This window comes from Kitasatospora sp. NPDC101447 (genome assembly GCF_044767225.1).
In the GTDB taxonomy this organism is placed as follows: domain Bacteria; phylum Actinomycetota; class Actinomycetes; order Streptomycetales; family Streptomycetaceae; genus Kitasatospora.
Map to the genome: position 1 here is coordinate 1 of NZ_JBIWNL010000068.1, position 21369 is coordinate 21369.

The following is a 21369-nucleotide window of genomic DNA, read 5'->3' on the forward strand; positions in this document are numbered from 1 at the left end:
TCGATGGGCGTCACATTAGGCAACTTCTCTCCCCATTTCAATTGCAAGCTTGACACGATGCCACCGCGAGAATAGGGCCTTGCACCGCTCGTCGAGCGATGCAAGGCCCCTAACATACTAGCTCATCACGGTCTGCACTCAGCGCGTCTTTCCTCGCTCGCCGAGCCCAGCACGCCACATGGAAACCATCGAAGAGGCAACTTCGAGCGCCCGGCCAGTTGTACTGTTTACGTTCTTATACTCCTTAATAGCGTTCTTGCTTAGGAGGTTTTTTCCATAAACACCCAACCCCCCCTCTTCGATCTTCACCGACGGATCGTTAACGAATTTTGTGATATTCTCCGCACACTTTGCGCTACACGCATACGTGTTCATGATTGCCGAATTAACGCTTTTTATTCGCCCACCGAGGTCTCGGCGCTGGGCCTTCTCATCGTCCCGAAACCTCCGAGCTGCATTTTCTGCATGCCCCTCCGGGTTTCCCTTTTCGGATTTCGGAGGACCAATTTGATATACAGTAACTCCCAGCTCAGTCATTTTTTCCAGCAATGCCTGATCCGACGTAAGACCTCCTTGGCTCACAAAAGCAACGGTGCGGGGGATGCTCAGATTATTGGGCCCCTCAACCTCAACCTCTGAGAGAATCATAGTGAATCGCGTGTTGGCAAAGAAGTTCTTCTTCATGTATTTAGCATATTCCTCCAGGGCTTTATCGTAGGTGGATCCGGTAATGTTCACCATATTTTGGGTGAAGTTTGGCGGCGGGTCGTACAGTTTCGGCGAGTTGAGCTTTACTACAGGTCGCTCTACCTCTGGCGTGCTTTCAGGAGCAGCTCTCCCGCGGGATTTTGCAGCCTCTTTCGCTGCTTCATCAGGCGGCAGCAGACGAATGTCTGGGTCATACAAACCAGACGGGTCTGACCTGTTGATCGGATCATTGTGACCATACGCGTACCCATTCCACTGCTGAGGGTCAGCTTGATCCAGGATGGGGTCAGGGTTGATAAATCGCCCGCTAGCGGGATCAAACTGACGGGCGCCGAGGTTGGTGAGTCCGGTGGTGTCGTCCTTGCTGCCGCCGACGAAACCCTTGGTGCCGGCCCACTGGTTGGCCGCGGGCTGGGTGCCGCGGGGGTTGCCGAAGGGGTCGGTGGGGCGTCGGGTGACGGTCTGGGCGGTGTTGCTGGTGATCTGGACGCCGTTGGTGCCGTGTGGGTCGGCGGCCTGGATGAGGACGGTGCCTCCGCCGACGGCGGCGGTGACGCGGGTGTAGGTCAGGCCTCCGGGGCCGGCGATGGAGCGGACGTTGCTCATGGAGCCGCTGGCCGTGTCGAGGGTGAGCTCGTCGGTGGGCAGGTTGAGCGTGGTCTTGCCGGGGTTGCGGCGGATGAGCTGGTTGCCGTCAGCGTCGTAGAGGTAGGTGGTGGCGCCGCCCTGGCCGGTTGTGGTGAGGGAGTCGAGCTTGTCCTCGCCGTTCCAGGTCAGGGTGGTGGTGCCGCCGGTGTCGGTGATGGCGGTGGTGTTGCCCTTGGCGTCGTACTGGTAGCTGGTCGCCTTGGTGCCCGCCGGTCCGCTGATGGTGGAGGTCAGCAGGGCATGGGGACCGCCAGTTCCATTGCTGTTGCTGGGCGTATTGGTGCTCTTGGGGGCTCCGAAAATCTGAGTGGTGGTTGTGTCGTTAAAGCTATTACCGGTGATGTCGTGGTGGACATATCCAGTCCGGTTGCCGGTCGCATCGTAGGAGTATGTGTTCCAGTATGGCGCCGGCCCTCCAACCGAGCGCCCGCCAGAACTGATGGACGCTGGCCCGTCCTTGTTGATGCAGCCGCCGATGCCGGGGACGGTAGTGGAGCTGCCGGTTCCGTGGACGGTACCGGAGGAGTCGATCCAGTCCGCGGTGGTGGAGACACCGCCGGTATCGGTCCAGGCGCCGGTAAGGCGGTCCAGGTGGTCATAGGTAAAGCACTGGGTGTCTGTGGTGGCGGCGTCCTGGACGTCGGTGACCGAGGTGATGCGACCTGACGGGGTATAGGTGTAGGAGGTCTGGTCGATGGAGGTGGTGCCGGTCTGGCGGTCCAGGAAGGAGTTGATGATCCTTCCGGTGGCCCAGTCGTACTGCTGGCTAGAGACGACCTGCTTGCCGTAGTCGCCGACGGTCGTCCGCACGGGCCGTGCGAGGGCGTCGTAGGCGACCTGGGCGACGACGGCCTTGCCGCGGCTGGCGGAGGACGTCAGCAGCCCGGTGATGGTGCGCCCGTAGCTGACCGTCTCGGCCGGCAGTCCGCCGGCGGCCGGGATGGTGAGCGTCTTCAGGGAGCCGATGACCGGGCTGTAGGTGCTGGCCGTGGTATAGGTGCCGGCGAGTGCTCCCTCAGCGGACGGGATGGTGACGGAGCTGCCCAGCGGCCGGTACGCAGTGTCGTAGCCGGTGACGGCGTTCGTGTACGCCGCGCCGCTCGCTCCACCCACGTAGCGGGTAGACGACGTGGGCTGGCCCTTGACGAGGGTGTCGTAGGTCCAGGAAACAAGCTGATTCGCGGGCGAGACGTTTCCGCTGTAGGCGCCGGTTTTGCGGCCAAGAAGGTCGTAAGTGTAGGTGAGCGTGTTGTTCTTCGCGTCGACGGTGTGGTCGATGCGCGAGTTGACGTCGTAGGACGTCAGGGTTACGCCAGTGTCGGGGTCGGCCAAGGCAACTTGCCGGTCACGCAGGTCGTATGTGTAGCTCCAGGTGTTGCCACTGCTGTCAGTCCGTGAAGACGTCAGGCCATTCGGCGTGTAGCGGTAAGTAGCGATATCGGCGTCGGAAGGACTACCAGTTGCGGTTGGTGTCCGGTACTGCCACAAGGCGATGGCGCGCCCTCGGGCGTCGCTCACGGTTGAGGTCGGCGTCGCTCCCGACGGTGGTGTGACGTCGGCGCGGTCGGCGCCGGGGTAGGCCGTGGTCGTGGCCCACTGGAGGTTGCCGTTGGAGCGGAACTCCGAGCGCACGATGCGCCCGTTGCCGTCGTAGGTGTTCCAGGTCTGACCGGGGACCTGTCCGTCGGCGACCGGGAGGAAGACGGACGAGGTGGGATGGGATCCCTGTTCGTAGTACGGGGCGGAGGTCTTGATGACCCAGCCGTGGCTGTCGTAGACGGTGTCGGCGATCAGGCGCCCGGTGGGCTTGGCATCGCTGGTGCTCTGGGTCTGCCGGGGCCGTCCCAGGCCGTCGTAGATCTCGATGCTCGTCGAGTAGGAGAGCGCGTCGTCGTTGATCGACTCGGTCGTGATCGCGGACGGTGCCTTGGTCCCGTTGAGCGCGTAGGTGAACCTGCGGCTCGGCAGCTCGGTGGTCGGCCGGTCGGGTGCCCAGACTGCGGTGATGCGGCCGAGGGCGTCGTACTGGCTGGTGGTGACGCGGTCGTTGATGTCCTTGTTGGTCAAAGGCGAGCCGCGGGCGGGGTCCTGGGTGACGGTGGTGGTCCATCCGGCCCCCATCGGCCCGGTGGTGCGGATCTCGGTCGGCAGCCGACCCGACGCAGGGCTGAGAGCCACGGTGGTGACGGCGGGGGTGACGGACGGGCCGGTGATCTGCGTACCGCTGCGGTCGAAGGTCGCCCCGTTGGTCGTCGCTGTCGTCAGACCGCGGCCGTACACATCGAAGGTCGATCTCCCGTTGTCGACATAGACAGGATTGCCAGCCGTGTCGAAGTGGTCGAGGATCTGGAGGCTGGTTGGGTCTCCCCACCTGCCAGCCATCGCGAACAACTTGTCGTCATAGAGCACCCTATGACCGGACAGCGTATTTGCAGCAGTCGCTTTCTCTGAGCAGGCTCCCTGGAAGGTAGTCGTGTCCGATTCCAGGGTGAGCATCTGCGGGTTTTCAGCGGTTGCATAGCTGATGGTGGTGCAGGTTTCGGGGGTCGCGGTCGTGCCGTCGCCCTTGTCGTCGACCTTGACTACACGGTTGTTGTTGGCTGGCTCGGTGGTGGTGACAACCGTTGTCGTCCGCCAGCTGCCGTCCGCAAGGCGTGCCTTGCTGAGCACAGTGCTCTCGGAGTCGGGGAACCAGGAATAGCGCTTTGGCGCGCCTGCGGTCTGAGCGTGAGTCGCCGATACTTGCTGCCCGTTGTAGGTGGTTCCGCCTACTGCGGTGACCGTGCCCCCGGCATTGTCGTAGATCTCAGTAGCCACGACGCGGCCCGTCAGCTGGGCGCTGTCGGTGACCGTATCGCCGAGGGGGCTCGGTACCTGGACGGTGCGCTGGGTGCCGTTGGCGAGGTAGTCGCCGTTCATGCCCCGCAGGTAGGTGACCCGCTGCTGGGTCTTGGGGGCCTCGGAGGCGTCGCCGCTTCCGGTGGTGGTGATCACCGACTGGTAGCCGCGGAACTGGTCCCAGGTGCGGGTCTTGGGGTCGATGAGCTCGGCGTCGTTGCGGTGCCAGGCGGCCCCACCCTCGTAGGTGTACTCGGTGGTCTTTGCGACTGCTGGCGTGCTGACGAGGTCCTGCTCGGTGACGGCCTTGACGAGGGGCTTGTCGAACCAGTCGTTGACCGGGTCCTTGGAGGACTGGTCCTGCAGGTACCACTTGACGGGTATGCAGGCCATCGTGTTGCCGTCCTCGGAGGACGGCATATGGTTGTTGACCCGCGAACACTCGGGGTCCTTGTAGATGACGTTGATCCGGCCGCCGGTCTCGGTGGTGACCCCCGTGAGGCGCGGGCGCATGAACATCGGCGATGCCGGGACGAGGCCGTCGACGCGGTTGGCGCGCATCACGTACTGGAACTGGACCGCGGGCAGGTCCTTAATCTCCGCCTGGCCGTTGCTGGGCACCCGCTGGACGGAGTCGAGCTGCAGGAGGCGCTTGGTGCCATCACCCGGGTCAGCGAGCTGCTGGTTGAGGTTCCAGGTGTCGACGGTGCGGTAGCCGGAGTCGACCAGGACCTGGGTGGTGATCGCGGTCAGGCGCTTGGTCGTGAAGAAGGTGGGCGCCGAGACCGTGCAGGAGCTGTCGGTGCAGATCTGGTCGATCGGCGTGTCCGGCCAGGCGTCGGCGTTGGCGGCCGTGCGCTGGTCCTCCGCGCAGGTGATCGACCCGCTGGCGACGCAGCGCTCCGCGACGGAGAAGGTGACCTTCGCCGCCGGGCTCGCCCCGCCCTTCGCCGCCTGCTGCTCGTCCAGGCGCTGGCCGTAGGCAATCTCCTTGAGATAGCCGGCCCGCTGGTAGTCGGCGAGGACTCCGGCACCGGCGGTCTGGACGCGGCCGCGCTTGTACTTGTTGCCTTCGGTGGCGTACTTGTACGTGGTCAGGTTGCCGTGCGGGTCGACGACGTAGTCGAGCTGCCAGCGCCAGGCCATCTGACACCACGAGTTGTTGCCGCTGCTCGCGCTGTAGCAGGGGTCACCGCCGTTCGGTGAGTACACCGGCTCGGTCAGCACGGAGTTCGCGGCCGGGTCGCTTCCGTCGCCGCCGGGCAGGTGGTTGAGGCCGAAGTAGTACTGAACTCCGTCCGGCGTGGTGATACGCCAGTACTCCATGCCCTGGTAGTCGACGTCGCCTGCGGCCTTCGGCGCGCCGGTGAGCTGCTCGACCTTGGTGCCGTCGTCACTCTCCAGGTGCCAGATTCCCGTGGCATCGTCGCGCACGATCGCACCGGAATGGCCGCCCAGTGAGAGCGATGCGTTCTGTCCGCCCCAGCACTGGTCAGGCGAGCCGGTGATCCCGGCCTTGTCGCAGCTGCGGTAGGACCGCTCGATGAATCCGGGCTCGTAGCCCCAGCCGTCACCGACCCAGGAGGGCTGGGCGTTCGTGGCGGACGTCTTGCCGTCCACGTCCGCCGAGTTGTAGCCGAGCGCCACGGTCGGGGCAGCTCCGCCGATCGCCGGCGGGAGCTGGATCGGGTAGCTGTAGGAGAAGCTGCCCGTGTTCGAGCCCGCTGTCCAGGCCGACGACGACGAGAGTGGCGTCGCGGTGTAGTTGCCCATGGCCCCGGCCGGCGACGATGCCACGGCGAGGACCACCGGGCTTCCGCCGGTACCCGTACTGTCGGCGGCCGGCGTCACCGAAACGTCCTGACGCGTGATGTACGACGCCTTCACCGCACCGGTGCGCGTGCTGTCGGACGTCGCAGCGGGTGCCGCAGGCGGAAGAGCGACGTCCGCAGTGACGGTGCCGCTGCCGTCGGTCTTCGCCGCCACCGGCGTCTGTGTCCGGCACTCGGAGCGCTCCGGCGTCGTCAGCGAACACGCCGGCAGCGCGACGAGCTGCGCGCGGTCCGACCAGCCGCCGGCCTGCAGGGCCTTCAGGTCGAGGGTGACGCGGGCCTCCCGGCCGTTGCCACCGGTCTGCGCCTGGGCATCCTTGAGCGAGATCAGGGGCCCGTTGACGCCCGCGGCCTTGCCCTTGTCCTGCCCGGCCACCTCGACGGTGACGGCGTGTGCGCTCTCACCGGTGCCGGTGCCGGGCGCGACCCGGACAGCGAGATTTCCCGCCTTGGCCCCGGTCTGGCCGCCGGAGGCGGGCGATGCACCGCCGGTGGCCTTGCGGGCAGCTTCCGCCTCGGCGCTGTCGGCCCCGACAACGACTGTCGCCGTGCCCGTGACGACCGGAGCCGCGACCTGCGGCTTCCAGTCAGCGGCCTTGCCGGCCGCCTTGGCGCCCGGGGACTTGGCGTCGTGTCCCTTGACCGAAACGCCCGTGCTTCCCAGGGGAGTGTTCGGGGGCGTCCAGACCTCGCCCTCCGGCTGGGGGTAGGTCCATGCCACCGCCGGCGGCACGCTTACCCCAGTCAGTGCGAGCGCGACCGCGGCTGCCACAGCCGGTGACCGCCACCGCCCGCCTATTCGTCTCCCAGCCCGTTTCCGGGCAGGCCAAACCACCACGTGCTCTCTCCTCAAGTCATTGTCGACACAGCGTCATATAGGCATGGCTGTGTCACGATCGAGGTGACGATATGTGAGCCGACGATCACATCGCTAGGCCGCCCTATGCCGTATATGAGATGTTTATAAACTCTTGATCTGATGATCCATTGCTTATCCGGACATGTCCGCCCAATCCGGCGGCCAGGTTGACCAAGCCGCAGGTCAGGCCGCATCGTTCCCACCCGAAACGCTCCCCTTCGAGGAGTGGCCAACGGGAGGGACCTCACCACTTCGCCATGTCCAGCACCCCACGTGCCACCGCGCACACACCACCAGCACCGTCCATGCGCAAGCGTCTGCTCGCATTCACCGCGCTCGGAACCGGCTGCGCACTGAGCCTCGCCCTGCTCACTGCGCCCGCCGCGCTCGCAGCCGACGCCGCCCCGACCCCGCCCGCCCACGGGCCGGCGGGCGGCGTGAAGTTCCCCACCCCCACCTCGCCCGCACCGGCCCGCACGCCCGCACAGCAGGCGATGCTGGACGCGATCGCGAAGGCCAAGTCGACCGGCAAGCCGGTCACCGTCGAAACGCTGACCAACGAGCTCTCCACCACGGTTGCCAACCCGAACGGCACACTGACCACCACCGACAACGCCCAGGCGGTGCGGACCAAGCGCAGCGGCATGTGGAAGGACATCGATCCGACGCTGCGAGCCAATGGCAACGGCACACTCAGCCCGGCGGTGGCCACGACCGGGCTGACGTTCTCGGGCGGCGGGGCGGGCCCGATGGCGACCGTGACCACCGATGACGGCAAGAGCCTGGCGGTGAACGCTCCGTTCCCGCTGCCGAAGCCGGCCGTTGCGGGCGCCAGTGCCACCTACGCCAACGTCCTTGCCGGGGTGGACCTGCAGCTGACCGCGCTGCCCCAGGGCGGTTGGCGCGACGTCATCATCGTGCGCACGAAGGAAGCCGCCGAGAGCGCTGCGCTCAAGTCGCTGACATTCCCGGTCTCCGCGCAGGGCCTGTCGGTCGCCTCCGATCCCTCCGGTGCGCTCAGTGTCAAGGACGACAAGGGGACCACGCGCTTCCGGGCACCGGCGCCCCTGCAGTGGGACTCCAGCAAGCCCGCGGCAGCCACCGCTCCCGCGAGCGCGGCCCGTGCCTCCAGGTCCGAGCAGCGCGCGACGCTGGAGGCCGCGCCGGTGCCTGCGCCTTCGGGAGGTCCGGCCGGGATCCCTTCGAGCGCCGAGGAGCCGGGTGACGGCGCGAACGTCGCCGTCATCGGCACCAAGGTCACGCCGTCGGCGATCGAGCTGACGCCGGACCAGGACGCGCTGGGCTCGGGTGACGGCCCGTGGTTCCTCGACCCCGCCTTCGTCGCGGCCACCAGCTACACCCAGGGCTCCGTCGAGGTCCAGGAGAACCACAAGAGCGCCAAGAACTACAACCTGAAGTCGAACGTCGCCACCGGCTACTGCGGCTACCACAGCAGCGACCCCAGCCTGAATTGCGACGTCGAGGGCCGCCAGCGCGCCTACTTCCAGTTCGGAATCAACCCCGCCATCTACACGGTCCCCCCGGGCGCGGCCTCCGCCCCGATCATCCTCGGCGCCACCTTCAACGGACTGGTCACCGGCGCCTCCAACATGGCGACCGACACGCCGTTCGTCATCTACTCAGGCCCGCCGGGCAAGGGCATCGGCACCGACACCAACTGGTACGCCCAGCCCTGCGGCGACAACGGGAACGTCGTCATGGACGGCTGTGCACCCGTCAACGGACAGCGGCTCACCGGGACGGGCCCGCTGGCCATCGACGTGACCGACACCATGAAGCGTGCCGCCACGGAGAAGTGGCAGACCTGGACCGTCGGCATCGCGCCGCAGACCTCCGAATGGGACAAGAACTACCGCCACTACCTGGCGAACAACCCCTCCATCACCACCACCTACGACATCACGCCCACCGTGTGGTGGCCGCGGACCACCCCCACCCCGGGCTTCGCCTCCACCAACGCCACGGCCGAGTGCACCAGCGGCGGCGCCAACCCCTGGGACAACGCCGGCTGGGTCGGCAGCAACCAGGAGATCTACCTCACCGCCAACAGCTGGTCCCCCACCGGCCAGAACCTCTACACCGGCTACCAGGTATGGGACGACAACGACCCCAACTACGGCGCCGCAGTCGGCGGCTGGGGCGGCAGCTACAACGATCCGGGCCCGGCCGCGAGCGTGGGTTCACTGTCGGACGGCCACCAGTACGGCTGGGTCGCACGCGCCGACGACACCACCCTCACCTCGCCCAACAGCGCCTGGTGCTACTTCCGGGTCGACAAGACCAACCCCCGCGTCAGCATCACGTCGACCGACTTCCCGCCGTCCGGCACCCCCAACCCCACCCCGGGCAAGTTCGTCAACGATGAGGGCACCTTCACCGTCAACGCCGACGACCCCGCCCCCGCTGCGGGTCTGCAGGCCTCCGGCGTCGCCTGCGTCCGGGTGAGCACCGACCCGACCCCGGTCGTCGGATGGAAGTGCGGCCAGGACACCGTGGCCCCGGGGCAGCCCTACACGTACAAGCCCAAGGACTGGGGCACCAACACCCTGTACGCGTGGGCCATGGACAACGCCGGCAATTACAGCCAGCCGGCCGTCTACAACTTCTACGTCCCCTGGAAGCCCGACACCCAGCCGCTGTTCGGCGACGTCGACAACGACCAGAAGCCCGACATGGTCACCGTCGACAAAAACGGCGACCTGCGCGTCATCGGCGGCACCACCGACCCCACAACGTCCCTTGCCGCTCCCGCCGCCGCGGCCCCCAACAACCTCACCTACGGCACCACGTGGGCCGACTACCAGATCAGCCACCACGGCACGTTCGACGTGGGCCAGGCATTCGACGAAGTCCTCGCCCACTACAACAAGGACACCACGTCCAAGCTTCGCGAGGCCCTCTACCTGATCCCCAACAGCGGCACCGGGCGCTTCGACACCCTCACCCCCGTCGCCCTCAACCGGCCCGCCTGCACCACCTACCTGACCGGCGCGGCATGCCCCGGCTACAACCAGGCCAACTGGAGCGGAGCCTCGCAGGTCCTCGCGATCGGCACCCCGGACGGCGAAGCCGTCGGCGGTGAACCGGGCAACGAGAACCACAAGGTCATCATGACCCAGACCTCCATCCTCTCCCTGGAGAACAACAGCCTCTACCTGTTCCAGCCCAACGGCCTCGCCGGAGCCCTCGACGCCGCCACCTACCTGCCCGCCGCCTCCGGCAGCTGGGCCGACCTGGAACTGATCAACCCGGGCGCGGCCAACGGCCCGACGACGATTCCCGGCACCACCGATCCGACCAACCAGGCCACCGTCTGGGCCCGCAACCGCACCACCGGCGACATCTACGCCTACCCGCTGGGCTGGAACGCCGACGGGACCGTCGACTACACCGCCCTCACCAAGCCAGACCAGGGCATCAAGCTCACCGTCGGCCAGGCGCTGACGGCAGCCGACTACCCCCGCATCGGCGCCGGCGACCTCAACAACGACGGCACACCCGACCTGTGGGCCATGGACACCACCAACTCCATCTCCATCTACCCCGGCAAGAGCACCACCGGCATCAAGGGCAAGGTCGATGCCTTCGACCCCGCCGCGTTCGCCGGCTACTCCGACGCCAGCGTCACCGTCCACCCCCAGCTCGTCGACTGGCAGTGCATGGACTCCATCGGCGGCCCCAACGAAGGCACCGACGTCGCCGTCTACGCCTGCTGGCAGACCATCAACCAGCGCTTCAACTTCGCCATCGACGGCACCGTCCGCTCCGGCAGCTGGTGCGTGTCCACCAAGAACGACGCCCTGGCCGACGGAACCGGCGTGATGCTCTCCCGCTGCGTCGGCAACACCGGCCAGAAATGGGCCGTCCGACCCGACGGCCGCATCTACCTGCCCGCCACCGTCACCCCGGACAACCCCGCAGGCCGCTGCCTCGAACTGCCCGGATGGCACACCGAACAAGGCACCCACCTCGGCATCTGGGACTGCCCCGCCCTCCAGGCCAACCAGCAGTGGAACCTCACCTACGAAAAGCACAAGCCCTGAACAACACCGCCAACACCTGACCAACCGTGAAGGAGGGGGTGCGGGGACCGCCCCGCACCCCCTCCTTCACGCCAGCCACCACACCGACCCGGACCCGGAGCCACTCACCCATGCCTTCACCCGCCGCCTACCACCCGCCACGACCGACCGCCACCGCCGCCACCGTCCTGCTCGCCGTGACCGGCGCCGCCACGGTGTTCTCACTCATCGCCGGCATACGCCTCCACGGGGCAGCCGGCGACCTTCCCGCCGACGTCACACTCGCAACGTCCGACAGCACCGCGTTCACCGACGCCCAGGCGCTCTACCGGCACGCAAGCCAGATCCACCTCGTGGCCCTCCTGGCCTCGACGGTCACCTTCATCCTCTGGTTCTACCGAGTACGGGTGAACGCCGAGCGATTCGACCCCCACGGCCACAGACTCAAGCGCGGCTGGACCATCGGCGCCTGGTTCACCCCCGTCGCGGCCCTCTGGCTCCCCCAGCAGATCGCCGCCGACACCTGGCGGGCCAGCACCCGCCCCGACGAATCCGGGGTGCGCCCCGCACTCGCACCGGCCCTCCTCAAGCTCTGGTGGGCCACCTTGTGGGCCACGATCGTGGTCAACCGACTGGGTGCACAGTTCTACGGACAGGCCCACTACCCGGACACCTATCAGGAAGCAATCGGATGGCTGACCGCCTCCGACCTCCTGGAACTCGCAGCCGCCGTCCTCGCCATCCTCGTCGTGCGCAAACTGACAGCCCTCCAGGAACAGCGCGCCACCGAGTCCGTAACCCGTGCCTACGGAACCCCCGCCCAGACAACACGCAACAGCTGACCGCCCGACAGGACCGAGGCCGTGCCTTCCCGCACCAGGGAAGACACGGCCTCGGTCGTGTCAGCCGTGCGACTGAGGGACCCCCGAACGCCCGACGGCGCACCCGGCCCAGACACCGCCGCGCAGCCCCCTGCCGCCAGCCGTCTGACTCAGCGGGCTCGCCCCACAACCACTGCCACAGCCCCGATCACAACCGAACTTCCGAAGGTGCACGGACGCCAAGCCCCCGGCGTCGCCACGCCAGTGCGCCCAGTGCCCAGATGGGGCGACCCAATCCCATGCTGCCGGTGCCGCTATCCCCCGCGACCGCCAGGCCGGCCCCGCCCGCAACCAGGGCCCGTTCCTGCCCCGGGCCGATCCGACCGCCCGTGGCAGGACCCGCACAGCAGGCGGCGCAGCACGGGCGGCGAGCAGCAGCCCGGAGCCGACGGACCGGACGGCGACCGCTCGCTCCGCCGAGGAAGGCCGGACGGCGCCGCACCGGCCGGACACCAGGCCCGAGCCGGTGCCGGCACGGGACGGGGGCGGGGCGCAGACGCAGCACGGCGGACCAGGACCAGGACCGCAGAACATGGGGCGGGCCATCGACCAGGCCCGTGCCGCCGGGCGGCGGGCCGGCGCGTGGGGCGGGATCGGCGGGCCGGCCCGGTGGCGGGTCCCCGGAGGGCCAGTGGTCGCCCGGTGCCTTCACCGGGCGTCGCGGCCGCCGTCGGTCAGCTGCGCCCACCGCTCGTACTCCTGACGGAGATAGGGCCGGGCCGACGCTTCCTTGGTGGGCGAGCTGGGACCGGTCGGGCCCTGTTGCAGGCGCCGGCGCTCCACCACCGCGGCCGCCACCGCCCGCCGAGACAGATCTCCACCCACCGCCGGCACGGCTCGGCGCCGCTCGCATGTGCTGTTCTGCGTGCGGGCGGCGGGCTCGGCTGTCGGCCTGGGCACGCATCACGTCGTCGAAGTCCACAGACAGCGTGAGGGTGCCAGCCAGTGGCCGGCACCCTCACGTGCGGTCAGGAGGCGCTCTGTTTCGGGGCCGGCCCGTGGATGGCCTCAGGGAGGCCAACAACAATCACAGCGTTCTGACCTTCCCGCCAGAGCTGCAGCGAATCACCCGACTTTTTCATCGGCAACGATTCGCCAACCCCTTCTATTTTGACCGCCATTGCCTTTTCGGAGCATCCGACGGTCGCGAATTGGTAAGGTTGCAGCTGGGCAGATGCCACAGTGTATTTCCCGTCGAGAATTGTTCCGGGGAATTCCTTATGGGCATCCGAGAAGGCGTGACCGGCAGGCCGTGGTGACCCGACGGATGTCGGTGCTGTCGTGGTCGGCTCGGCCAGCGAGGCGGGCAGGAGTGCCGCCTGGCATGCTCCGTCCTTCACGGAGAGGATCACGTCAGTGTCCGCGATCCCGGCGATACCAAGGATCTTCGCGGCCCCCTTGGACGGCGGGGCGTCGATGCTGCGCTGGATCGGCTCGCTGGCGGACGTGGCCACGAGGCCGTTCAGCGCCCATGGCCCGTCTCCGCCCTGGGGCGGGGTGCTCCCACTGGTGCATGCGGTCGCGAGGCCGGCTGTGAGAAGGAGTACCGTGCCCGCGAGCCGACTCGATCGCCGCATGTGCTGAACTCTCCTAGTTGGTTGTAGCAGTAGCCTACCGAGTGGTAGGCGTCGCCCCCGCCGACGTAGTGGTCGGCAACCCGGGTGTCGTAGACGTCGAACGTGAAGTGATCGAACAGCGGGTATGCCTCCAGGGTGCCGAACTTGCCTTCCGGGACCGTGTACGAACCGGTCTCGGTGTTAGTGGCGGTGTCCGTGACGCTGAACCCGACGGTGCCGGAGACCTTCCACGCGTCGACCGACACGCTCGACGACCACTGACTGCTTATCGCCCGACTCTGGGTGAGCGACAGGGTCATCGGCCCCCAGCCGGTGACGATGTCCACCCGGCTCGTGCCGCAGGTCTGCCCCTGATACTTCCCGTTGCGGGGCTGCAGCCACCAGTCGCCCGTGGCCGCCTCCTGGGCGCCCTGAGGGTCGCTCACCTGCCCCGCACCCGCCGCAGGCAGCTTCGGAGCCGGCGCCTTGCGGTCGATCGTCCAGCGCTCCGGCACCGCCCCGGCCGGAAGCTGCACCGTCGCCTCCGAGGCCGCAGCCGGTCCCACGCCGGAGGCCGGGGCCGCCATCGCCTGCGGAGCCGCGATAGCCAGAAGAGCCCCCACGCCGACGACTGCGCCCGCCATTCGAGAAATACCCTTGCGCATATCTTCCCTCGCGATCCCGGTCCGGGCCGCCGGCCTCAGCAGCGCAGCCTCCCCAACACCAGCCGCCCAGCGACCCAAGCGACCCACCGCCACAGCAAAAACGCCGGCCTCCCGGGACCGTGACCGGCACCCCGGTCTCGGGATCGGGCTCGGCAGGCCCCACCACGCCCGACCAACCGGTAGCAGGGCGCAGCCCGGCACGGGAGCCGGTCACCCGTACGATTCCGGTCGCGGGCAAGCAGACGACGTACAAGTACCCCGACCACCTGGTCCAGGGGCAGCGGGCGCTGGCGGCGGTGCAGGCCGGGCGCCGGATCTTCCGTGCCACGCTCGGGTGCTGGGGCGGTGACCTGGAGGCGGCCCGGGAGGTTGTCGCCGAGGAGCAGTTCGCGGAGTCCGGGCGACTGGAGGAGGCCGCGCGGTGTGGGCGGACAGGTTCTGGGCGGAGCTGTCGGGCAAGGACCGTGTCCATGCCCGCAGCCTTCTTCAGCACCTTGACGATCAGGCGGCCTCGGCCGAGGCTGCGTAGCCGGATCACTCACCTGAGCAGGTGCGACTGATGCGGACGCACCGGTCGCCGCGGTGGTGGCTGGCGCTTCGTACGTGCCGTTCCGTGTGCAGGCGGCGGGCTGGTCTGTCAGGACGGGAAGCGGCTGCACCAGGGGTCGCCCCATGCGATGGCCGGCCGGGGTCGCGCCGTTGAAGCATCGCCGCGGCGTCGTCGTGGCGGCCGAGGTCGGTGAGGTAGCCGGCCAGGGCGCGGCGGTTGGCCGAGGGATGCTGTTCGAGGACGGCAACGGCTTCCCCGGTGCGCCCGGCGTCGGCCGGGAGCGCGGCAATGCCGCCGGCCGCGTACGAGGTGTCGCCCTCGGGATGGGCCCGGGCCTGTTCGACCGCCTTGGCGGCCCCTGCGCTGGCGGCGATCAGCGGGAGGCGGATCCGGAACAGGTCCCACTCCTCGTCGCCGCCGCGGAAGGATTTGAGGTTGTCGAGGTAAGGCAGGCCGTCATCCGGTCGGCTCTGGTCCAGGCACAGGTCGGCCAGGGTGTGGAGGATCCAGTCATTGCCCCCGGAGCCCCGGTCAGCAGCGCCGGACAGCAGGCCGGAAACGGCGACTGCCCGCACCCCGAAAGAACAGAGGTACGGGCAGGGATGAATGGCACCGACCGCCACCCGACGGCAGCCCCCCCCCCGCTCTCCACCGTACGCCGCCCACCCCAGGCCCGGAACCGACAGACGTCGAGGCGCAGCGGTGCGGGATTGGGTCACGCGTGCGATTTCTGTCGTGGGCAGGCAGAAGATCTTCGAGTACCCCGGCCCCGAATCCGGGCGGCTGGAGGAGGCCGAGCGGCAGGCCTGTCACGCGGTATGGGCGGACCCGTTCTGGGCCACGCCGTCCAGCGAGGACCGCGTCACCGCCCGCAGCCGACTTCACCGACGAGGCCGAGGCCAGCGCGACCGCGTAAGGCGGCCCGTTGAACTTCGGGGTGGCTGACGGCGGCCTGGGTCTTCCCGACCGAACCTCTTCGCACGCGGTGACCGTGCGGGAGAGGCCGACCCGCGAGCCAGGCCGCCCCTTATCCACTCCCAGTCCACCTGACCACCGCTCAACACGACTGACCAACACCAGGTCAGAGCACCGGCAACGCCGCCACACCAGGAACCCCCGCGAACAGGCACCGATCACCTACCTGACAACCCCAGCTCAGCCACACCACCCCTGATCACAACCAACAAACGCGGACACCCGGCCGCTACCAGGTGGAAGCGCCCATCTGCGCAGGTCACTGCATGCGACAGCACCTCGCGCTACGGAAGGGAAGACAGCCTCGAAGCCGGTCCCCGGGGTAGCCCGGGGACCGGCTTCGCTGTGGGATCAGTGGCGCTCGATCCACCACACGATGAGCCCGATACTGGCGGTTCCTGCTGCAGTGGAGGCGCCCCTGACCGCGTTTTCCACCGCCTGCCGCGCGATCCGGCGGACCCAGCTGGGCTTTCGGCCGGGGTCGGACGACGGCTGGTCGATGCGTTTGTTCGTAGACTCGGACACGGAGACCTTCCTCTCGGTGAGGGCTTCACGCGCAGGAGCCCGTCCCGGCCAAGCCGGCAAGCATCCGGCCGGAACGGCTTCTGCGGCGCGCTCAACACCGTAGAGAAAGCCGCCGAAGGAGCAGCCCGGCTACCGGCGGGGGTTCCCGTGTGCACCCGACCGTTTTGGTGCTGCTCAGAGTCGGTGTCACCCGCTGACGGCGATGCTCGTACGCGTAGCAAGCCCCGAGGAAAAGTCGACCTGCGAGCGCCTCGGGTCCCGTAAAACGGCTGGTCAGCGCGGGGCCGGCTGCTGGTACCGAGGTTGCGGCGGGGCGCTTGGGCGGGTCGTCCCAGGTGGCGTGCGGCAAGCAGGATCCGTGCCCTCAGAGGGTCTCAAGTGAAGGAAGACCATCTCCTCGGGGTGGGCGTAAGTCCCCTGGTTGCTGTTCACCCGCCCCTGCGGTCCTTTCCCCGGGCAGAGCTTCGTGTGAAGCACAGCGACCGGAGCGACCCGGCCCCCGGCCGGTCGCGAACCAGCGAGCCGGCACCGCGCTCCCTCTGACGGCCGGAGCGCACCCCGCACGCGACTGGCCGGTGCCGCCCGGCGCCGCGGGCAGCGCCAACAGGCCCAAGTCCCGCGCGGTGTGCGGCCGTCCGCGCCCTCTGACACCTCCGGCCGGGACGTCCAGGCTGAGCGCGAGCAGCCGGACACGACGCACAGCCCGGAGCAGCGCCGGGCGCCAGGCTGGCCGCGAGAGACCGGACCCCCACAGGACGGACCGCCTCGGGGCCCTGGCAGGATCGGAATCCGCGGTGCGTGCCGCATCCCATTGCCCGCGGCGCGCACCGCATAGGCGTCTCGGCAGCAGTCCGCGCGCCCGGCGGACCGTCATCACGCCGGGCGCGGCCGATCCCTCTTGCCCAGCCGGGACCCCCTGCAATCCCGTGCTGCCGGCGTCGCTCTCCCCGCGGCCGGCGGACCTGACCTGTCGGCAGCCGAGGCCGACGAGGCCGACGAGGCCGACGAGGCCGACGAGGCCGAACCTGCCCTGGGCTGATCCGAGCACACGCAACAGGACCCGCACAGCAGGCGGCGCAGCACGGGCAGCGAGCAGTTGCCCGGACAACGGACCGGGGGGGCGCCCGCCCGCTCGGCCGGGGATGGCCGGACGGCGCCCGCGCCGGCCAGGCAGCAAGCCCGAGCTGGCGGGCAGCCGGGGCCGAGCGGAGCCGGCACGGGGGCGGGGGCGGGGCGCAGGCCCGCACAGCGGACCAGGACCAGGACCGCAGAAGGGGGCAGGCCCAGGCGCAGCGCCAGCCGGGCGGCGGGCTGGCGCGTTGGGCGGGACTGGCGAGCCGGCCCGGTGGCCGAGGCCCCGAAGGGTTCAGCGGTCTCCCGGTTCTCTCATCATGGCGTCGCGGCCGCCGTCGGTCAGCTGAGCCCACCGCTCGTACTCCTGGCGCACGTACGGCCGGGCCGATGCCTGCCATGTGGGCGAGTCGGGCCCGGCCGGGCCCAGGACGAAGCGGCCGTCGGCCAGGTCGAACGCAAGCAGCTCGTAGGCGGTGCGCGCCGCCTCGGTGGCGTCGTGCTCGTCGCGGGTGTGCAGGGCCAGGCGGTCGGCGAGCGCGGCCCGGCGCAGTCGGAACTCCCGTTCCAGGGAGGCGCGCGGGTATTCGCCGTCGTGTCTGAGGGCGGTCTGGAGGCGGGTCACCGCGGTGTTCTCGGCTGCCGGTCCCAGCGCGGCGGCGTAGGCGCTCTCCGGCGCGGGGGCGTCGGTGCCCTCGTCCGTGTGAGGATGGTGACCGGTCACTGGTGATGGCTCCTCGGGTGGTGGGTGATGAAGTCCGTTGCAGGCCAAGCCCCTTGGACACAGAGGATGGCCTGCGTTCGGTTCGCCGGGCCGCCAGACTACCGGCTGCGATCGTGCGGTGACGGCATGTCTACCGGCCAGTAGGGGTGAGGCCCCGGGATCCGTGAGCGGCAGAAGCGGTCCGCCTCTTGATCACCGTCGTTAGACTCGCGCCGTTCGGATGCTGCCGGGAGATTGGGAAGGCCACGCCGTGGACGACGGTCACCGGGACGACTGGCCGCAGCGGTGGGCCGGCACGGACTGCGACATCCGGACAGCGGTGGGCGCGATCCCGCGGGCAGCCCGGGACGGGTTCAGGTACGACGAGGCCCCCTGGAAGCGGTTCCGCCACTTCTACGGGCCGGGCGAGGAGATCCCCGGCCTGCTCGCCACGCTCGCGTCCGGCAACGCCGAAGCCGCCGACCAGGCCTTGTGCCGGCTCTGGACGAATCTCCACCACCAGGGCGGCACGATCGCGGTGGGAGCACTCGCGGTGCCGTTCCTGCTGCGGATCGCGGCGACGGGGCGCCCCGAACTGCGTGCAGAGACTCTTCGCCTGGTCGCCGAGATCGGCCGGTGCCAGCACATCGGGGACGGATCACGCGAAGGCCTGCTCCGGGTCGCCGAGGACCCGGCGGTGGTCGAGGGCAGCACGGTGTGCCCGGTGGACTGGACGATCCAGGCCGCCCGGCAGGCCGTCACCGACGACCTGCACCTCCTGTTCCCACTCCTCTGCGACCCCGACCCCGAAGTCCGCGCCACAACCGCCTACGCCCTCGCCGCGGCAACCGGCGAACAACCCCACCTCACCACGGCCCTGCACGCCACGCTGGCGACCGAAGACGACGCGGTGGCCCGGGTGAGCCTGATCCTGGCGATCGCCCAACTCGCCCGCGAACACCACGACAGCCACGCGCCCGGATGGGCCCGGGAACTCTGGTCGGACCCCGGCCGGCCGACCGAGACCCGCATCGGCGCAGGCCTCGCCTGGCTGTGCCTGGTCACCGACCCCGCCCCCGACGAACTGCGCACCCTCCTCACCGACCCCGCCATCCGCCGATACGACCAGCTGCTCCACCCGGTGCCATGGCTCACCTGGATCGACACCACCGGATTCGGCCTGCGCAGCTGCATCGACGACATGCTCACCGCGCACGGCGCCCGGACAGCGTCCGAGGATCCCTGGGCAGCCACGCCGTCAGGCTGAGCCCTGCCGGAGCCAACCGAATCCGCCCCTCAGCCCCCGCCGCACCCCTTCGGCCGAGCCCTCGCCGCCTGGGTCGAGGGCGGTCGGATTGTCTGCGCCGGCTGGCATGATCGGCCGGATACTCGGATCCGTCCCGGGCCAGGCGTTGTGGTGCCGGCGGCCCGGAGGCGCTGTCGTCGTGGGGGTTGTCGGTGCAGGCATGGAAGTACAGTCCGGCCGAGCTGGCAGTGGTACGGGCGTTCGTCGACGGGGACCCGCTCGACCAGGCCGGCGGACCCCTGGACGTGCGAACGGTGGTCGCGGCCATCCGCCCGGAGGCCAAGGACGGATTCCTCATCGAGGAAGTGCCCTGGGAGCGGTTCCCAGACGGCACCGACATGAGGAAAGACCTGGAACAGGACGGCCCTCGGAGCCTGCGGTTCGGACACCGCCTGGACACCGCCCCGGAGGCGTTTCTGGACACCGACGCGGACACGCCGTCCGAACAGTGCCCGGACGGCGTGTCCGGCTGAGGCCCACCCCGAGCGTTCTGTCCGCCTGGGGCGCTTGGCTGGTCTCGATGTTCAGGCGCCGGTGGCGATTCGACCGTAGTCGGCCCAGCCACCGTGGCCGTCTCCGCCGTTGTTGACGTAGGCGTTGACGGAGCCGCCGGGGTTGGTGAGGAGGTAGTCGGCGCGGCCCTCGCCGGTGATGTCCGCGAGGACGACGGCATTCTGGTTCGTGGTGAGGCCGGTGGCGGTCTGCCCGTAGTTGGTCCACCCGCCGTGCCCGTCGCCGCCGTTGTTCTTGTAGGTGGTCATCGTGCCGTTGGGGTTGATCACGCTGTAGTCGGCCCTGCCGTCGCCGTCAATGTCCGCCAGGCGGATCCGGCTCAGGTCACCGGTCAGGCCGCTGGCTATCTGTCCCTGGTCGGCCCACCCTCCGGAGGTGTCGCCACCCCGGTTCAGGTAGGCATGGATGCCACCGTTGCCGTCGAGGAAGCAGTAGTCGGTGCGGCCGTCGCCGTCGATGTCCGCGAACCGCACCCGGCTCGAATCCGATGTCAGGCCGGTTGCGACCTGCCCGATGTCCTGCCAGCCCCCACGCCCGTCGCCGCCCTTGTTCAAGTACACCCGCACCGAACCATCAGGATTGATCAGGATGTAGTCCGCCCGGCCGTCGCCGTCGATGTCCGCGAACCGCACCCGGCTCGAATCCGATGTCAGGCCGGTTGCGACCTGCCCGAAGTCCTGCCAGCCCCCACGCCCGTCGCCGCCCTTGTTCAAGTACACCCGCACCGAACCATCAGGATTGATGATCCAGTAATCCGCGCGACCGTCCCCATCGAAATCCGCCCACCGGACACGACCCGCCCCCGCCTCCGAACCCGCATGGTGTGCAGCGGGCCGCTGCGCAAGTTCGTTGGTGACGGCCTGGTCTAGCCCGTTGAAGAAGACGCCGGCAATCCGGGTGTACCCGGCATCGTTCGGGTGCAGGCGGTCGTCCATCTCGGTGGACGTCAGAGCCGGGGGGTCCAGGTAGCGGAACTTCTGCCCGGACAGTACCCCGTGCTGCAGCGCCTTAATGTCGGCGTTGTAGATCTGGGCACCAGTCTGAAGGTTCGGCGTGGTGGGGATCAGCCCCTGGGCAAGGACGGTGACGCCTGGCCGATCGGCGAAGATCCGGGTGGCCAGGTCCGCAAACGCAGCGGCGGCGCGGTTCGCGGCTGCTGCCTTGTCCGGGTCGGGGTCTCGGTCGAGGTCGTTGATCCCGATGTGTAGTAGAACGACGTCGGGGGTGGCTGCTGAGAGCCAGCCGTCGATGCCAGCGCGGATGTCGCTGACGCGGTATCCGCTGTGCCCCTCGTTGTCGGGGTCGCGGACACTTCCGAAGCTCTGGGAACCGACGTAGTCGACGGTGTACTGGGACTGTCCCGCAAGGGCATTCCACAGAGGCAGGCGGTAGCCCGCGCCTGTCGAGCTGCCGGCGCCGGCGGTGATGGAGTCACCCAGTGGCATCACCCGGAGTGGAGGAGAGATGGGAGACGCGGCCGCATGCGCGGCTGGCTCGGTGAGGATGAGGCCGGAGATGATCGCCAGTGCGGCGAATCCAGCCCGTGCAAAGCGTTTCATCGAAATTGGGAAAGCTTTCGTAGCAGTTGCGGACAACAGATATCAGGCGCCGGTGGCGATTCGACCGTAGTCGGCCCAGCCACCGTGGCCGTCTCCGCCGTTGTTGACGTAGGCGTTGACGGAGCCGCCGGGGTTGG

Annotated in this window: 10 protein-coding genes; 4 read left to right on the forward strand and 6 right to left on the reverse strand. The window is 68.8% G+C overall.

From position 1 onward, the window contains the following. Positions 1-138: 138 nt before the first annotated feature. Complete coding sequence (locus ACIRST_RS41825) at positions 139-6747, reverse strand: RHS repeat domain-containing protein (protein ID WP_402809901.1); 6609 nt, start codon at positions 6745-6747, stop codon at positions 139-141. Positions 6748-7142: 395 nt separating this feature from the next. Between ACIRST_RS41825 and ACIRST_RS41830 the strand changes: the two genes are divergently transcribed. Both ACIRST_RS41830 and ACIRST_RS41835 read left to right on the forward strand, forming a co-directional pair. Beyond that, positions 7143-10949, forward strand: coding sequence for a ricin-type beta-trefoil lectin domain protein (locus ACIRST_RS41830; protein WP_402809904.1), 3807 nt, complete (start codon positions 7143-7145; stop codon positions 10947-10949). Positions 10950-11059: 110 nt separating this feature from the next. Continuing rightward, a complete protein-coding gene (locus tag ACIRST_RS41835) occupies positions 11060-11770 on the forward strand; it encodes a DUF4328 domain-containing protein (RefSeq protein ID WP_402809907.1) in 711 nt (236 codons plus the stop codon). A gap of 1007 nt (positions 11771-12777) precedes the next feature. Here ACIRST_RS41835 and ACIRST_RS41840 read toward each other — a convergent pair. From ACIRST_RS41840 to ACIRST_RS41855, 4 genes are all read right to left on the reverse strand, one after another. Beyond that, positions 12778-13263 (reverse strand): hypothetical protein, encoded by a 486-nt coding sequence (locus ACIRST_RS41840; RefSeq protein WP_402809910.1) that lies wholly within the window; start codon positions 13261-13263, stop codon positions 12778-12780. 8 nt (positions 13264-13271) lie between these two features. Further along, complete coding sequence (locus ACIRST_RS41845) at positions 13272-14009, reverse strand: hypothetical protein (RefSeq protein WP_402809913.1); 738 nt, start codon at positions 14007-14009, stop codon at positions 13272-13274. Between the two features lie 555 nt (positions 14010-14564). Further along, positions 14565-15203, reverse strand: a complete 639-nt coding sequence (locus ACIRST_RS41850; protein WP_402809916.1) for a hypothetical protein — start codon at positions 15201-15203, stop codon at positions 14565-14567. 2243 nt (positions 15204-17446) lie between these two features. Beyond that, complete coding sequence (locus ACIRST_RS41855; protein WP_402809919.1) at positions 17447-17875, reverse strand: hypothetical protein; 429 nt, start codon at positions 17873-17875, stop codon at positions 17447-17449. A 250-nt stretch (positions 17876-18125) separates the two neighbouring features. On the opposite strand from ACIRST_RS41855, the gene ACIRST_RS41860 reads away from it, so the two are divergent. Together ACIRST_RS41860 and ACIRST_RS41865 are read left to right on the forward strand one after the other, a co-directional pair. Continuing rightward, positions 18126-19121, forward strand: a complete 996-nt coding sequence (locus ACIRST_RS41860) for a hypothetical protein (protein ID WP_402809922.1) — start codon at positions 18126-18128, stop codon at positions 19119-19121. A gap of 191 nt (positions 19122-19312) precedes the next feature. Further along, complete coding sequence (locus ACIRST_RS41865; protein WP_402809923.1) at positions 19313-19633, forward strand: hypothetical protein; 321 nt, start codon at positions 19313-19315, stop codon at positions 19631-19633. Between the two features lie 51 nt (positions 19634-19684). Here ACIRST_RS41865 and ACIRST_RS41870 read toward each other — a convergent pair whose 3' ends face one another. Beyond that, on the reverse strand, positions 19685-21232 hold the full coding sequence (locus tag ACIRST_RS41870; RefSeq protein WP_402809926.1) for an FG-GAP-like repeat-containing protein: 1548 nt from the start codon (positions 21230-21232) through the stop codon (positions 19685-19687). Positions 21233-21369: the final 137 nt, after the last annotated feature.

Coding starts and splice junctions, on each gene's coding strand:
- ACIRST_RS41830 (WP_402809904.1), top strand. CDS start 7,143: ATGTCCAGCACCCCACGTGCCACCGCGCACACACCACCAGCACCGTCC.
- ACIRST_RS41835 (WP_402809907.1), top strand. CDS start 11,060: ATGCCTTCACCCGCCGCCTACCACCCGCCACGACCGACCGCCACCGCC.
- ACIRST_RS41845 (WP_402809913.1), bottom strand. CDS start 14,009: ATGGCGGGCGCAGTCGTCGGCGTGGGGGCTCTTCTGGCTATCGCGGCT.
- ACIRST_RS41870 (WP_402809926.1), bottom strand. CDS start 21,232: ATGAAACGCTTTGCACGGGCTGGATTCGCCGCACTGGCGATCATCTCC.